The sequence below is a fragment of the Devosia sp. 2618 genome (genome assembly GCF_040546815.1).
Lineage (GTDB): Bacteria > Pseudomonadota > Alphaproteobacteria > Rhizobiales > Devosiaceae > Devosia.
In genome coordinates this window covers 2300246-2313969 of sequence record NZ_JBEPOO010000001.1, presented here as the reverse complement: position 1 = coordinate 2313969, position 13724 = coordinate 2300246, and the positions used below count along the sequence as shown (strand labels likewise).

Annotated in this window: 15 protein-coding genes; 9 read left to right on the top strand and 6 right to left on the bottom strand. The window is 61.8% G+C overall.

The features are described from left to right. The first annotated feature begins 1 nt into the window (after nt 1). Nucleotides 2-565, top strand: a complete 564-nt coding sequence (locus tag ABIE28_RS11685; RefSeq protein ID WP_354063099.1) for an LOG family protein — start codon at nt 2-4, stop codon at nt 563-565. On the opposite strand, the gene ABIE28_RS11680 is transcribed toward ABIE28_RS11685, so the two are convergent. After that, nucleotides 562-867: a DUF6958 family protein gene (locus ABIE28_RS11680; RefSeq protein ID WP_354063097.1), complete on the bottom strand. Its 306-nt coding sequence runs from the start codon at nt 865-867 to the stop codon at nt 562-564. The two genes, ABIE28_RS11685 and ABIE28_RS11680, sit on opposite strands and share 4 nt — an antisense overlap. A gap of 133 nt (nt 868-1000) precedes the next feature. Between ABIE28_RS11680 and ABIE28_RS11675 the strand changes: the two genes are divergently transcribed. Continuing rightward, entirely contained in the window at nt 1001-1690 is a 690-nt protein-coding gene (locus ABIE28_RS11675) for a TetR/AcrR family transcriptional regulator (protein WP_502913433.1), read from the top strand. On the opposite strand, the gene ABIE28_RS11670 is transcribed toward ABIE28_RS11675, so the two are convergent. From ABIE28_RS11670 to ABIE28_RS11650, 5 genes are all read right to left on the bottom strand, one after another. Next, complete coding sequence (locus tag ABIE28_RS11670) at nt 1687-2232, bottom strand: response regulator (protein ID WP_354063094.1); 546 nt, start codon at nt 2230-2232, stop codon at nt 1687-1689. The genes ABIE28_RS11675 and ABIE28_RS11670 overlap by 4 nt on opposite strands. Nucleotides 2233-2412: 180 nt before the next feature. Beyond that, entirely contained in the window at nt 2413-3018 is a 606-nt protein-coding gene (locus ABIE28_RS11665; protein ID WP_354063093.1) for a superoxide dismutase, read from the bottom strand. A gap of 150 nt (nt 3019-3168) precedes the next feature. Further along, on the bottom strand, nt 3169-4383 hold the full coding sequence (locus tag ABIE28_RS11660; RefSeq protein ID WP_354063091.1) for an MFS transporter: 1215 nt from the start codon (nt 4381-4383) through the stop codon (nt 3169-3171). A 60-nt stretch (nt 4384-4443) separates the two neighbouring features. Next, complete coding sequence (locus ABIE28_RS11655) at nt 4444-5433, bottom strand: AraC family transcriptional regulator (RefSeq protein ID WP_354063089.1); 990 nt, start codon at nt 5431-5433, stop codon at nt 4444-4446. Between the two features lie 41 nt (nt 5434-5474). Then, a complete protein-coding gene (locus tag ABIE28_RS11650) occupies nt 5475-7556 on the bottom strand; it encodes a S9 family peptidase (protein WP_354063087.1) in 2082 nt (693 codons plus the stop codon). A 173-nt stretch (nt 7557-7729) separates the two neighbouring features. On the opposite strand from ABIE28_RS11650, the gene mbhE reads away from it, so the two are divergent. From mbhE to mnhG, 7 genes are read left to right on the top strand one after another with little or no spacing between them, the layout of a single operon-like run. Beyond that, complete coding sequence (mbhE, locus tag ABIE28_RS11645) at nt 7730-10129, top strand: hydrogen gas-evolving membrane-bound hydrogenase subunit E (RefSeq protein WP_354063085.1); 2400 nt, start codon at nt 7730-7732, stop codon at nt 10127-10129. Then, nucleotides 10126-10551 carry an MnhB domain-containing protein gene (locus ABIE28_RS11640; protein ID WP_354063083.1) on the top strand — a complete coding sequence of 142 codons (426 nt, stop codon included), beginning with the start codon at nt 10126-10128 and terminating at the stop codon, nt 10549-10551. Before mbhE ends, ABIE28_RS11640 begins: the two co-directional genes overlap by 4 nt. After that, nucleotides 10551-10928 (top strand): Na+/H+ antiporter subunit C, encoded by a 378-nt coding sequence (locus ABIE28_RS11635; RefSeq protein ID WP_354063081.1) that lies wholly within the window; start codon nt 10551-10553, stop codon nt 10926-10928. Before ABIE28_RS11640 ends, ABIE28_RS11635 begins: the two co-directional genes overlap by 1 nt. Nucleotide 10929: 1 nt before the next feature. Then, complete coding sequence (locus ABIE28_RS11630; RefSeq protein ID WP_354063079.1) at nt 10930-12483, top strand: proton-conducting transporter transmembrane domain-containing protein; 1554 nt, start codon at nt 10930-10932, stop codon at nt 12481-12483. Continuing rightward, nucleotides 12480-12959, top strand: coding sequence for a Na+/H+ antiporter subunit E (locus ABIE28_RS11625; protein WP_354063077.1), 480 nt, complete (start codon nt 12480-12482; stop codon nt 12957-12959). Before ABIE28_RS11630 ends, ABIE28_RS11625 begins: the two co-directional genes overlap by 4 nt. Beyond that, a complete protein-coding gene (locus ABIE28_RS11620; RefSeq protein ID WP_354063075.1) occupies nt 12956-13255 on the top strand; it encodes a monovalent cation/H+ antiporter complex subunit F in 300 nt (99 codons plus the stop codon). Before ABIE28_RS11625 ends, ABIE28_RS11620 begins: the two co-directional genes overlap by 4 nt. Continuing rightward, nucleotides 13252-13608, top strand: a complete 357-nt coding sequence (mnhG, locus tag ABIE28_RS11615; RefSeq protein WP_354063073.1) for a monovalent cation/H(+) antiporter subunit G — start codon at nt 13252-13254, stop codon at nt 13606-13608. The genes ABIE28_RS11620 and mnhG overlap by 4 nt, the downstream gene beginning before the upstream one ends. Nucleotides 13609-13724 lie beyond the last annotated feature (116 nt).

The window sequence follows — 13724 nt, the reverse complement described above, 5'->3', positions numbered from 1 at the left end:
CATGGTCGATCATCTGAACCCAGCGCCGGTCATCGCCATCTTTGCCTCGGATCGCGGTCCGGGCGATCCGGAACGCGCTTCGCTGATGAGCCAGGCCGGCACCTATATCGCCAAGCGTGGTGGGCGTATCGTGTGTCTCGCCGAGCGCGGCCTGATCCCGACGCCACTGATCACCGCGGCCCGCGCGGCTGGTGGCACGGTGCAGATCATCGCCGACAATAGCCTCGCTCTTCCGCCAGCACTCGCCGGGATCAATACCGAAGTGCTCGAAACTCGCGACGAGCGGATGGCGCGTATCGCTGAACTTGCCGAAGCCTATGTCGCGCTGCCGGGCTCGCTGGCATCGACCACGGCGCTGTTTGGCACCTGGACCTTGGCCAAGGCACAGGGCCGCAAGCCACCAGTCGTCATGCTCAACCGCCATCGGGCCTATGAAGTGGTGCGCGGCTATGCAGCCGACGTGCTGTCGCCCGGCCTTGCGGGTTACGATCGGGTCGTGCAGTTCGCCGACACGATAGAAGATCTGTGGGCGCGGTTGAGCCGACTGGTCAGCGAAGCGCGCTAGAGCTTGTAGAGCTTGACCGGTTTAGGGCTGCCACGGGCGATTGTACCCTTGGCCTCAAGGTCGAGCTGGACGCCCTTCATCCACCATCCGGCTTTTTCGCCTCCGGGGAAATGCTCCTGCGACAGGATCGGCGTGATGCGTTCGCGCAATTCGGCAGGCGTGATGCCGGGCGCTTCACTGGGTAGTACCGCCAGCACAGCGGCCTTCATCGCCATGAACTTGGCGGCGTCGACCCGCGTCGTGTGACCGGGCGAGACGACATTCTCCATCACGTACTTTTCGCCGTCATCCTTCTTGGCCATGTTCAACCTCCTGTTCGGTGCACGTGCGCGGACGCACCAAGACCCGCGTTGTCAAACTGGACTACTCAGTCCAGATTTGATTTAAACTAGACTGGTCAGTATGATTGTCAAGCAATGCAATCTGGGGCGCGTGATGGCAGTGGTGATCGAGACAGACGGTGACGAGACTCCGGGGCGTTCGGCGCGCAAGCGGGCCGCCATCCTTGAGGCCGCCACCGAGATGTTTCTGCGTACCGGCTTTCTCGGCACCAATATGGACGAGATCGCAGCGCGGTCGAGTGTGTCCAAGCAGACGGTCTACAAGCATTTCGGCAGCAAGGAAGCGCTGTTCATCGAGATCGTCAGCGCCATGATGGGCGCTACCGACAGTCTGGTGCATACCGCGCCGCCCGACCCCAAGACGCGCGAAGAGTTGCAGCGCTACCTGCTCGACTATGGCTACCGCCAGCTCAAGGTGGCGATGACGCCCGAGTTGATGCAGTTGCGGCGGCTGGTGATCGGCGAGGTCCCCCGCTTCCCCGATCTGGCGCGCGTGCTGCACGAGCGGGGACCGCAGCGCGCCATCAATGTGCTGGCCGAGGCTTTTGGGCGTTTGACGGAGCAGGGGCTGCTGGCCTGCGATGATCCCGTCGTTGCGGCGACAACGTTCAACTGGCTGGTGATGGCGGAACCGGTCAACCGGGTCATGCTGCTGGGCAATGCGGCACTGCCAACCGACGTGCAGTTGCAGGCGGTGACCATCGAAGCGACGAGAGTGTTTATGGCGTCGTATGTGCGGGCCCAGCTGGGGCCGCGAACCGGCTATGCCTGGCGGACGACCTAGCCTTCAAGACCCGGATGGCGCGGCTTGCGCCGGTCGGGGAACAACTGGACGACATTGTCGCTGAAACGGCGCGATGGAAATGGCTGCGGTGGTGGCACGGCAACGCGGTTGCGACGGTCCGGGCCGCGGTAGCCGCCTAACACACCTACAACGCTGCGACCGCGCAGGCGGGCCTGAATACGCTGCAGCAAATGGCGCGGCGACATCGGCTTGATGATGACTTCATCGATCCCGGCGCTGATCGCCTGATGCCGCATTGGCGGGGTGATGGTGCGCGTCAACGCGATCACCGGCACGTCCTGGCTGATCAGATCGCCATTGAGGCGAATGCCCTCGACCATTTCATAGGCGGGGCGACCTTCGCGGTCGAAATCGCAGACCAGCATGTCGACGGGCGCGATCCGCATATAGGCGATGAGCTCGATCTCGCTCTCGAACTGGCGGACCTTGAGATGTGAGTCGCCTGCTACCACCATCGCCAAGAGGGACGACAGGGCAGGATTCGCCGCAATGATGGCAACGACCTTGGCAGGCTCGGACACGCATTTCCCCTAATAGTAAATAGATCGTTACCACGGGTTAACGAATGGTAGAAGTGTCGCGTTCCAGAAATAGCTAATTGCTGGGGAAAGGCTGCTTGGGACGTCAGTCTGACGTCCTACTGCGCAAAGAAAAGCCCGCCGGCGCGAGGCGCGGCGGGCTTTCCGGTCGAGTAAGAAGACTTACTTGGCTTCTTCGTACAGCAGCTCAACGTGTTCCCAGTTCACCAGGTTGTCGAACCAGGCTTCGAGGTACTTCGGACGGGCATTGCGGTAGTCGATGTAATAGGAATGTTCCCAGACGTCGACGCCGAGCAGTGGATGCGCGTTGTGGATCAGTGGCGACTCGCCATTGGCGGTCTTGGAGACCTCCAGCTTGCCGTCCTTGAGCGACAGCCAGGCCCAGCCCGAACCGAACTGCGTGGTGCCGGCTGCGATGAAGTCAGAGCGGAACTTGTCGAAGCCGCCGAGGTCTTCGTCGATCTTCTTGGCCAGAGCGCCGGGCAGCTTGTTGCCGCCGCCGTTTGGCTTCATCCAGTTCCAGAAGTGCACGTGGTTGTAGTGCTGGCCGGCATTGTTGAAGAGGCCGGCATTCTTGCCATAGGCTTCCTTGACGATGTCTTCGAGGGCCAGAATCTCAAGGCCCGAGCCTTCCAGAAGCTTTTCACCATTGGTGACATAAGCCTGATGGTGCTTGTCGTGGTGATACTCAAGCGTCTCCGCCGACATGTAGGGGCCCAGAGCATCGTAGGCGTAGGGCAGGGGTGGCAGAGTGAACTTGGTGGACATGAGTAGCCTCCATTTTGTGTAACGCTGAGGAAAAAATCCGACCAAAGCTATAGGCCGATTATCCCGATACAACAATCAGTTGGGCTTGAATGTTCCTTCCAAAGCAGTCGTGCCTAACGAAATGTATTGGCACGACTGCATGGATGGCGATCAGGCCTTGCGCTGCGACAGGGCAAGAAGCAGCGTCAGGGCCGCCAAAATGGCCGTGAGCGTCATGTTTGCGGTGGCCGAATAGGTGTCGACGATATAGCCACCGACCAGTGCGCCCAGCGTAATGGCGACCTGGAAGGACACAACCATCAGGCTGCCGGCGCTTTCAAGCGCATCCGGTGCCGAACGGGACAGGTTGGCCTGCAGCGCAACCGGCGCCATGCCGAAAGCCAGACCCCAAAGCGCGACGAAAACGAAGGCTGCGGCAAGGCTTGCGCCCCACAGCACGAGGGCAAGAGCGGCCAGCGCCATGATGCCGCCAGTCAGTGCCAGCGTCTTGCGGGCGTCGATATCGGCCAGACGGCCGGCGAGAACAGTGCCGACGACTGCCGCAATGCCGAAGCCACCCAGAACCAGCGCGATCATGCCAGTCGACAGGGATGTGACCTGTTCGAGGAACGGACGCACATAGACCGAACCGGTCATGTGGCCCGCCATCAGCATGAGAATGGCCAGCATGCCGAGCTGAACGCCGCGACGACGCATCAGGCCAAGCACATCGCCAAGGCTATTGCCAGCCGAAGCGGGCAGGCTTGGCAGGCTGATCAACTGCAGCAGAAGGGCAAATCCTGCCAGACCGGCGGTGATGGCGGTAGCATGACGCCAGCCGATCCAATCGCTGATCAATGCGCCCATCGATGGCGCCGCAATGGTGGCCAGCGACACGCCAAGGCTGACCATGGCGACGCCGCGGCCCATGGACTTCGTGCCGACGAGGCGAACGACCACGGCCATCGACAATGCCCAGAAGGCACTGAGCGCAATGCCCAGCCCGGCACGACCAAGCAGCAGCAGCCAGAACTCGGTCGCATAGGCGGAGAGCAGGTTGGAGACGATGGCCAGGGCGCTCAATCCCAGCAGCACCAACTTGCGATTGAGCGTGCCGATCAGCACATTGCTCAACAGCGCGGTGACGGCGCCGACCAGTGCGGTGGCGGTAACCACCTGACCGGCCGTGCCTTCGCTGATGCCAAGGTCGGCGGCCATGGGGGTGAGAAGGCCTGCGGGCAGGAATTCGGCTGAGACCAGCGCGAAGCTGGTCGCCAACATGGCGAGCATGGCAAGCCATGTCTTGGCACTCCACGACTCCCGTGAGGATGTCGAGGCACCAAAGTTGATGGCGGCGCCATCGAGGGGGAGGGGGGTATCGGTCACGAAGCTAACTCCAAAATCTGGAGGAGCTTGATAGTCCTGTTCAGGCGGACGATCTGTGTCTTATAATCCGAATTCCATGTCCATTCGTCCGGAGGTGGCCCTCCGTACCGCGCCGGGCGAGGCATTGGTGATGCGCTTGAAGGCCCGGGCAAAGCTCGCCTCGGACTCATAGCCCAGCCGCGAAGCCACTTCCGCGGTCGCCATGCCATTCTGCGCCAGCAATTCCTGCGCCAGTTGCATCCGCAACCGGGCGAGATAGCGCGCAGCCCCTTCGCCGAGAACGGCACTGAATCGCTCGGCAAACACCGACCGCGATTGTCCGGCCAAACCGGCCAGCGTCTCGAGATTCCAGCTCTTGCCGGGCTCGCGATGCATGGCAACGAGGGCGCGACCGATATGGGGATCGCGGATCGCCGCAAGCCAACCGGTCGTCGCACTATCATGGCTTTTCACCCAGCAGCGGATCAAGCGGGCTGTGAGCAGGTCGGCCATGCGCGAGAGGATGGTCGCGCTGCCCATCCGGGGTTCAGAGGCTTCGACGGCCATCGCTTCGATCAGCGGATTGACCATTGGGTCATGGGTCGCGACATCGCAGCCTTTGATGATGGCTGGCATCAGGCTGATCAGCGGGTGCAGCGCATAGGCGCCGAGCGCCATCGAGCCGGAAAACAACATGCTGGCCGCGCCATCGCCCTGTTGGATCACTTCGCACACATTGCCGCCCAGCTTCTTGATCTGGCAGCTGGGGATGGAATTGCAGGTCAGTTCAGGCGCGCTCGACAGGCGATGTTCGACACCCTGTGGCAGGAGCACGAGATCGCCCTCCTGCAGTTCCTGCCAGCCTTCGGCTTCGGTATGAACCCAGCATGGGCCCTGGCTGACAAAATGGAAGCGGAGCAGCGGCTGTTCCGGGAACGCGATGCTCCACGGATGGTGCAGCTCGAGGCGGCCATAATTGACGCCGCTCAGCCGGAAATCCTGCAGGACCTCGCTCAGCGCATCCTGGGATGCGCCAGCGGGCAAATGAGCGGCGGACGAATTGTTGGTCATCAGGATAATCTAATGACCATTCGTCCGCCGGGCAAGATGGATCAGGCGGTCACGCCGCATACCTGCAGTGCGAAGGCGTAGCACTGCGCCGTCTCCTTGAGCCGGTCGAACCGCCCCGAAGCGCCGCCATGGCCAGCGCCCATATTGGTCTTGAGATAGAGCGGTGCAGTGCCAGTCTTGGTGGCGCGCAGCTTGGCCACCCACTTGGCGGGCTCCCAATAAGTCACGCGCGGATCGGTGAGGCCTGCCAGCGCGAAGATCGGCGGATAGTCGATGGCCGCGACCTGTTCATAGGGCGCGTAAGCGGCGATACGCGCATAGTCTTCGGCCGAGGCTAGTGGATTGCCCCATTCGGGCCATTCGGGTGGGGTGAGCGGCAGGGTTTCGTCGAGCATGGTGTTGAGCACATCGACGAACGGCACCTGTGCGAGAATGCCGCCCCACAGATCTGGCCGCAGATTGGCGATAGCGCCCATCAACATGCCGCCGGCCGAACCGCCCTGCGCCACGATGCGACCGCTGGAGGTGTAACCCTGCTCGATCAGCATTTCGGCCGAGGCGATGAAATCGCTAAAAGTGTTGGTCTTGTTCTCGCGACGACCGCCGACATACCAGCGATAGCCCTTTTCCATGCCTCCCCGAATGTGGGCGGTGGCATGTACAAAGCCACGGTCGACCAGCGACAGCGCCGAGATAGAAAAGGCGGCCGGCATCGACATGCCATAGGCGCCATAGCCGTAGAGCAGGGTTGGCGCGGTGCCGTCGAGCTTGAGGCCCTTGCGATAGAGCACCGTGACCGGGACGAGCTCGCCATCCGACGCGGTCGCGAACAGGCGGCGCGTTTCATAGTCGTCCGGATTGTGGCCGGACGGAACTTCCTGCTCCTTGAGCAGGGTACGCGTGCCGGTGTCGAGATCGACGTCATAGGTGCGCGAAGGCGTCGTTGGCGACGAATAGGTCAGGCGGAACACCGACGTGTCGAACTCGTAACCGACCGACATACCAAGCGAATAGGCTTCCTCAGCGAAGTTGACGGTCTCTTCCTTGTCGGTGCGCAGGTCGCGCACGATGATGCGCGGCAGGCCTTCATGGCGCTCAAGGCGAAGCAGGTGGTTCTTGATCACGATGGTGTCGAGGATCAGCACGCCCTGCTGGTGCGGGATGAGGTCGGTCCAGTTGTCGGCGGCCGGATCGCTCACCGGCGCAGTGACGACTTTGAAGTCCTCGGCGCCATCGGCATTGGTGCGGATAAACAGCACGTCATTGCGCTCTTCAATGTCGTATTCGCGGTCGGTGACGCGCGGCGCGACAAGGCGCGGCTCGCCGCCCTTTTCCGCGTCGATCAGCCAGCATTCGGACGTCTGGTGATCATGCGCGTCGATGACGATGAACTTGTCGCTCAGAGTGCGGCCGACGCCGACGAAGAAGCCGGGGTCCTTTTCCTCGAAGATGATCGGATCATTGGTCTGATCGGTGCCGATGGTGTGCAGCTTGACCCGATAGGGGCGGTGGTTGTCGTCGTATTCGGTGTAATAGATTGCGCTGGAATCGTTGGTCCAGACATAGGAGCCTGCCGTGTCCTTGATGACTTCGGCGCTGTCCGTGCCGGTGTCGAGATCGCGGATCACGATGTCATAGTATTCCGAGCCCGCGCGGTCGGCGGCCCAAGCGAGATAGCGGTGCGAGCGATCGTGCTCGGCGCCGGCGAAGCCGAAATACTCGTCGCCCGCTTCGATATTGCAATCGAGCAAAACGGTCTCGGGACCGCCATCGCGCGCGGTGCGCACGATCTGGGGATACTGCTTGCCCTCAAGCATGCGCGAATTATAGGCGAATGGGCCGTCCGGCGAGGCGATGCCGCTATCGTCTTCTTTGATGCGACCGCGAATTTCCTTGTAGATCGTGTCCTGCAGCGCCTCGGTCGGCGCGCCGAACTCCTCATCGAAAAAGGCGTTTTCGGCTTCGAGATAGGCACGGATCTCCGGGTCCAGCGTCTCGGGCTTTTGCATCACCTCCTGCCAATTGTCCGCGCGCAGCCAGTGATAGGGGTCTTGTCGCGTCACATTGTGGAACGTGGCGGCGTGAGGCTTCCGGGCAGCGACAGGCGGAGTGATTTTGGTCATGAGAGCTTCCGATAGGCGGGAGCACAGACATAGGACTCTCGCGCCAGCAAAGAAAGGGGGCGACAATCTTTGGAAAAGTCGGCGGGCGCTCCGATTAGGCTTGTGACACAGGTCTCATCCGTTAAGGTCCCGCCCGAAACGACCAGACAATCAGCCAAGAGGGGAATCGGCGGTTGGCATTCGGGACGGACGCAAACATCGCGCTGGTGGCCATCGCGCCATTCATTGCCGCCCTGTTGGCGCCATTGCTGCAGCACATCGCCAAGCCCTTTGCCGGCTGGATACTGGCGCTGGTTCCGGCTGGGATTTTTGCCTTTTTACTGACGTTGATCGACCCCGTTATTGCGAACGGGAGTGTGGCCGCGCGCATTGAATGGGTGCCCGCGTTTGATCTCGTTCTCTCATTTTACATCGATGGGCTCAGCCTGACTTTCGCGCTGACTGTCTCGGCCATCGGCGCGCTGATCGTGCTCTATTCCGGCGCCTATCTTAAAGGTCATCCCCATCTAGGGCGGTTCCTGGCGTTTTTGCTCGCCTTCATGGGTGCCATGCTGGGGCTGGTGCTGGCCGATAATCTGCTGGCGCTGTTCATCTTCTGGGAGCTGACCTCGGTCACTTCATTCCTGCTGATCGGCTTTGACCATACGCGGCAGGCATCCCGCCGTGGCGCAATCCAGGCGCTGGTCATCACCAATATCGGTGGCATGGCGCTGCTGGCTGGCGCGGTGCTGGTGCATCAGCTGACAGGACAGTGGGACATGAGCGCGCTGGGCGACGAGGTGCGCGGCAGCGGGCTCTATGGGCTGGTACTGCTGTTGTTCATCGCAGCGGCTTTCACCAAATCGGCGCAGGTGCCGTTTCACTTCTGGCTGCCCAATGCCATGGAGGCGCCAACGCCGGTTTCGGCATTCCTCCACTCCGCCACAATGGTGCAGGCCGGCGTTTATCTGCTGGCGCGCACGACGCCTTGGCTTGGCGGAACTGAAGTGTGGACTGCCATTCTGGTCTGCTTCGGGGGCGCGACCCTGCTGTGGGGGGCGCTCGGTGCGCTGCGCCAGATCGATCTCAAGCAGATGCTGGCGCAGACCACGATTGCCTCGCTCGGCCTTTCGGTACTGCTGATCGGGCTGGGCACACCTGCCGCGATCTCGGCATTCATCATCTATTTCGTCGCCCACGCAGCCTACAAAGCTGGCCTGTTTATGGCCGTCGGCGCCATCGATCACGAGGCGGGCACGCGCGACATCACCGTATTGGGCGGACTGGCCGACAAGATGCCCGTGACCTTTATCGGCGCAGCCATGGCGTGTCTGGCCATGATCGGCCTGCCGCTGACGCTGGGTTATTTCGCCAAGGAAGAAATGTATCTGGGCCTGCTGAGCTGGCACTGGCCTGATATGGCCGTGCTGCTGGTTCTGGTTGCCGGCAATGCGCTGCTGGCTGGGGTGGCGATGCTGATCCTCGTCAAGCCCTTCCTCGGGCCGGTTCTGCCGACACCGAAGTCCGCGCACGAAGCGCCGCTGGCCATGCTCGCCGGGCCCGTCCTGCTTGGTGCCGGCGCAATCGCCGCTGCGGTAATGACCGACTGGCTGGGTCATACGGTACTGGTGCCGGGCGCATCGGCTGTGCTGCGCCAACCCGTCGAAAGCCATCTGACACTGGCGCTCAATCCAATGAGCCCGCTGCTGTGGCTGTCGGTCGCAACCTGGGTTCTGGGCTGGCTGGTCTATCGGCAGGCCGCTGTGCTGCGCACACTGCTGCGGCGACTGGAGTCCGGGCTCGGTTGGAGCGCCGATAGCTTGTTCGACGTCGTGATGTTCGGGCTGATCCGCTTTTCGGGCGCGATAACGCGGTTGCTGCATCACGGACGGCTGGAGCTTTATCTTGTTGCTGTCTTCATCGGACTGGCTGTCGCCCTGATTGCACCGCTCCTGCTGCTCGGCGGCTACAATGTGCTGCTGCCGACTGCCGATTTCGGCGACTGGTCTGCATGGCTGCGTTGGCCCGACCTCAATCTCTATGAATGGGGCGTCGTGCTGTTGGCGCTGATCGGACTTGGCGCGGTGCTGGCTGCGCCGACCCGGTTGTTTGCCATCATCGCGCTGGGCATTCAGGGCATGGCGGTGGCGCTGATCTTCCTGCTGTACGCCGCGCCTGATTTGGCTTTTACCCAGTTGATGGTCGAAATCCTGTCGGTGGTGATCCTCGCTCTGGTGATGACCCGATTGCGGCTCGACGAACGCGACCCCCGCCCGTTCGAGGACTGGGCGCGCGACGGCACGATTGCCGTGGTCTGCGGGGCGGGCGTGAGCTTGTTCCTGATGGTCGTGCTGTCCGGGACGCTTAATACGCGTCTGTCGGATTTCTTCACCGCCACCAGCGTGCCGATCGCGCATGGTTCCAACATCGTCAACGTCATCCTCGTCGACTATCGCGGCTTTGATACGCTGGGCGAAATCTCCGTAGTGATGGGCGCAGGCATCGCCATAATGGCGCTGCTGCGCCGCAGGAAGCAGCCAACCGCGACGCCACCCAAGCCAACGTCGCGTCGGCGCAAGAAGGTGGCGGCATGAACACCATCATCTTCCGCACACTTGCGCCGCTGATCGTCGGCATCATGCTGGTGTTTTCGCTCTACATCTGCCTGCGCGGCCACAACGAGCCCGGCGGCGGTTTCATCGGGGGGCTTATTGGCGCAGCAGCCATCGCCGTGCTCGGCATGTCGAGCGGTGCCGGTGAGGCGCGCCGAGCGCTGCGGGTCGACCCATTGGCCATTGCCGGTTTCGGCGTTTTCATCGCTGGTCTGTCCGGCTTGATGTCGCTGTTCATCGAAGCGCCCTTCATGACCAGCATCTGGCTTTACCTGCCACTGGGCGACGATGTGGTGCCGCTCTCAACCCCGCTGGTCTTTGACCTCGGGGTCTATCTCGTCGTCTTCGGCACCATTGCGGCAATCGCTCTGGGGCTCGAAGGCGATGGCGGGGAGGAAAGCTGATGGATTATGTGCTCGCTGCGCTGGTCGGCTGCTTTATCGCCCTCGGTATCTACCTGCTCCTGTCGCGCTCGGTGATCCGCATGCTGTTGGGCATGGTCATCTTCGGCAATGGCGTGAACCTGCTAATCTTCACTGCCGGTCGCCTGACCCGCGACATTGCTCCGATCATTCCGCCCGGATTGGCGCAGCCCGATGGCCCCATCGCCAATCCGCTGCCGCAGGCGCTGATCCTGACAGCCATCGTCATTGGCTTTGCCATGTTCAGCTTCTTGCTGGTGCTGGCCTTCCGTGCCTATCAAAGCCTCGATGCCGACAATACCGACACCATGCGGCTGACCGAACCGGTCGATGAGCCCAACCCACCGTTGAGCTACTAGCATGGAAGATCTCGCCCTCCCGCCCGCCATGATCGAAACCGCGACTGCCGCTGCAGACTGGGTGCTGGTGCTGCCGCTGGTGCTGTCGCTGATGGGCGCCGCGCTGTTGCTCATGCTGCGCAAGTCCGGTGGCCTGTCCTTCGTGCTGTCGGTGATCGTGCTGTGCGGCGTCATTGCCTGCGATATCAGTCTGCTGCTGCGCGTGCTCGATGGCGGGCCGCTGAGCATGACCATGGGTCGCTGGCTGCCGCCCTTCGGTATTAGTTTTGCCGCCGATATATTCGGCGCGGCCTTCGCGCTGACATCAGCGGTCGTGACGCTCGTGGTGCTGGTCTATGCCGAAAGCGAGCGCGACCCCGAGGCCGAGCGCGACAATTTCCCGTCACTGGTTCTGCTCTTGCTGGCAGGCGTCACGGGCTCGTTCCTGACCGGCGACATGTTCAACCTCTATGTGTGGTTTGAAGTGACGCTGATTGCCTCGTTCGGGCTGATCGTGCTCGGCGGCCGACCGATCCAGCTCGATGCGGCCGTCAAATACGGCTTCCTCAATTTCCTCGCGACGACGTTCTTCCTGCTGTCGCTGGGGCTGACCTATGGCCTGCTCGGCACGCTCAACATGGCCGACATCATGCGCGTGGCGCCATCAGCCAACCCTGCCGCAATGGCGGGTATTGCGGCGTTGCTGTTGCTGGCGTTTGGTATCAAAGCTGCCGCATTCCCGCTCAATGCCTGGTTGCCAGCGTCCTATCATGCGCCTTCGGTCGTCGTGTCGGCGCTGTTCGCGGGGCTATTGACCAAGGTTGGCATCTACGCGCTGTTCAAATCTCTGGTGGTGATCCTGCCAGCAAGCCGCGATCTGCTGGAGCCGGTGCTCGTGGCAATTGCTGTCGGCACGCTGCTGGTGGCACCGCTCGGAGCGATTGCCGAAACCAACCTACGCCGCGCCATCGGCTTTCTGGTCATCGGCGGCGTCGGCGCAGTGCTGGCAGGTATCGCCATTCCAACGTTGGCCGGGGTGAGCGGGGCAGGGCTCTATATCGTCCACGCCATCATCAGCATGACGGCGATCTATCTCGTTGCCGGGCTGATCGAGCGGTGGACCGGCGAGACCGACACGCGGCGCATGGGCGGCATCTATGCCGACAACACGCCACTCTCGGTTCTGTTCTTCATACTTGTGCTGGCCACGGCCGGTGTGCCGCCACTGCTGGGGTTCTGGCCAAAGCTGCTGCTGGTGCAGGCGGCGGTGGGCGAGGGCGGCTGGTCTGGCGGGGTGATCGCGGTTGCGCTGTTGGTCAACGCTGTGTTGACGCTGATCGCCGGATCGCGGCTATGGGCCCATATATTCTGGCGTCCTGCGCCGGAGACTGGAGCAACGGCCCCGCGTGCCGGCAAACGTGTCGCCTATGGTGCGGCCGGTGGGCTGGTCGCGCTGATCGTGGTCGCAGGGCTGTGGCCCAATCCGTTGTTTGAGGCGGTTCGGCTTGGCGCGCCTGATCTGCTGAACCCGGCGCGCTACGTCGCCGCTGTTGGGCTCGCCGGAGAGACGCCATGAGCCTAGCAGCCATCGTCATCGCTCTATCGGTCCTGTGGGCGGCCATTACCGGCAATTTCTCGGGGGCAAACCTGCTGCTGGGGCTCGCCATTGCCCTGGTAACGGCGGTTATCCTCCGCGACGTCTTCAAGTCATCGCGCAGCCTGTTGCGGCTGCGCCGGATCGCTTCGCTCTGCCTACTGTTTCTCTATGAGCTGATGGCCAGCGCCGTCCGCGTCGCCATCGTGGTGTGGACGCCCAGACTAAGCGCTGCGATTCGCCCGGCGATCATCGCCTATCCCCTCACCGTCACCTCGGACCGCGAAATTACCCTGCTGGCCAATCTGATCACGCTGACGCCGGGTACCCTCAGCATCGACGTCAGCGACGACCGCAGTGTGCTCTATATCCACACGCTCAATCTGACATCGCGCGAGGCACTGATCGCCGAGATCGCGCAAGGCTTCGAGGCGACGGTGAAGGAGATATACTCATGACACCTGCAGACGCCATTGCGCTCACGACGACCATTGCACTGTGCATGCTTGGCCTGGCGCTGCTGATTTCGGTTGTTCGCATTATTGTGGGGCCAACGCTGTCCGACCGAATACTGGCGCTGGACCTGATGGCAGTGACGGCCATGGGCTTTATTGGCGCCATCGCCATTCGCACCGGTCTAACGCTGTATCTGGATTTGGCCATCGCCCTTGCACTGCTCGGGTTTCTCGCGACGATTGCGCTGGCCCGCTATCTGCTGTCTCGGCAAAGACTTGCCGTGGGGGATGCACAATGATCAGCGCCATCGCCATCTATGCTGGCTGTATAGTGTTGCTGCTGGGTGCAGCCTTCAGCCTGTCGGCCGCAATAGGCATCCTCAGACTGCCCGACCTCTACACTAGAATGCACGCGGCTTCCAAAGCTGGCGCGGTTGGTGGCGGTCTCATTTTCATCGCCATTGCACTGGTGAGTCTTGACCTCAGTGTTACATTCAGAGCGGTGATGGGGTTCCTATTCCTATTAATCACCACGCCTGTCTCCGCGCACCTCCTGGCGCGTGTAAGTTATCGAAACATTGATTATTCTTCTAAAAACCTAGTTATCGACGATCTACAGTCTAAAGCCTCGCCTAAAGATGGCCATCATTAGTCCTATTGGTAACATGTAAATTGGTGCCTTCCGCTTGCGGGTACCAGTAAAGAGTCCTAGTAATGTACTATGGAAGCGGCTGATTTTGTCGCCACCCAATAAGAATAATGAAAGGT

What these genes read in the sequence shown, in the direction of transcription:
- ABIE28_RS11685 (WP_354063099.1), top strand. Translation starts at nt 2, where the DNA reads ATGGTCGATCATCTGAACCCAGCGCCGGTCATCGCCATCTTTGCCTCG.
- ABIE28_RS11680 (WP_354063097.1), bottom strand. Translation starts at nt 867, where the DNA reads ATGGCCAAGAAGGATGACGGCGAAAAGTACGTGATGGAGAATGTCGTC.
- ABIE28_RS11675 (WP_502913433.1), top strand. Translation starts at nt 1,001, where the DNA reads ATGGCAGTGGTGATCGAGACAGACGGTGACGAGACTCCGGGGCGTTCG.
- ABIE28_RS11665 (WP_354063093.1), bottom strand. Translation starts at nt 3,018, where the DNA reads ATGTCCACCAAGTTCACTCTGCCACCCCTGCCCTACGCCTACGATGCT.
- ABIE28_RS11655 (WP_354063089.1), bottom strand. Translation starts at nt 5,433, where the DNA reads ATGACCAACAATTCGTCCGCCGCTCATTTGCCCGCTGGCGCATCCCAG.
- ABIE28_RS11650 (WP_354063087.1), bottom strand. Translation starts at nt 7,556, where the DNA reads ATGACCAAAATCACTCCGCCTGTCGCTGCCCGGAAGCCTCACGCCGCC.
- ABIE28_RS11640 (WP_354063083.1), top strand. Translation starts at nt 10,126, where the DNA reads ATGAACACCATCATCTTCCGCACACTTGCGCCGCTGATCGTCGGCATC.
- ABIE28_RS11635 (WP_354063081.1), top strand. Translation starts at nt 10,551, where the DNA reads ATGGATTATGTGCTCGCTGCGCTGGTCGGCTGCTTTATCGCCCTCGGT.
- ABIE28_RS11630 (WP_354063079.1), top strand. Translation starts at nt 10,930, where the DNA reads ATGGAAGATCTCGCCCTCCCGCCCGCCATGATCGAAACCGCGACTGCC.
- ABIE28_RS11625 (WP_354063077.1), top strand. Translation starts at nt 12,480, where the DNA reads ATGAGCCTAGCAGCCATCGTCATCGCTCTATCGGTCCTGTGGGCGGCC.
- ABIE28_RS11620 (WP_354063075.1), top strand. Translation starts at nt 12,956, where the DNA reads ATGACACCTGCAGACGCCATTGCGCTCACGACGACCATTGCACTGTGC.
- mnhG (WP_354063073.1), top strand. Translation starts at nt 13,252, where the DNA reads ATGATCAGCGCCATCGCCATCTATGCTGGCTGTATAGTGTTGCTGCTG.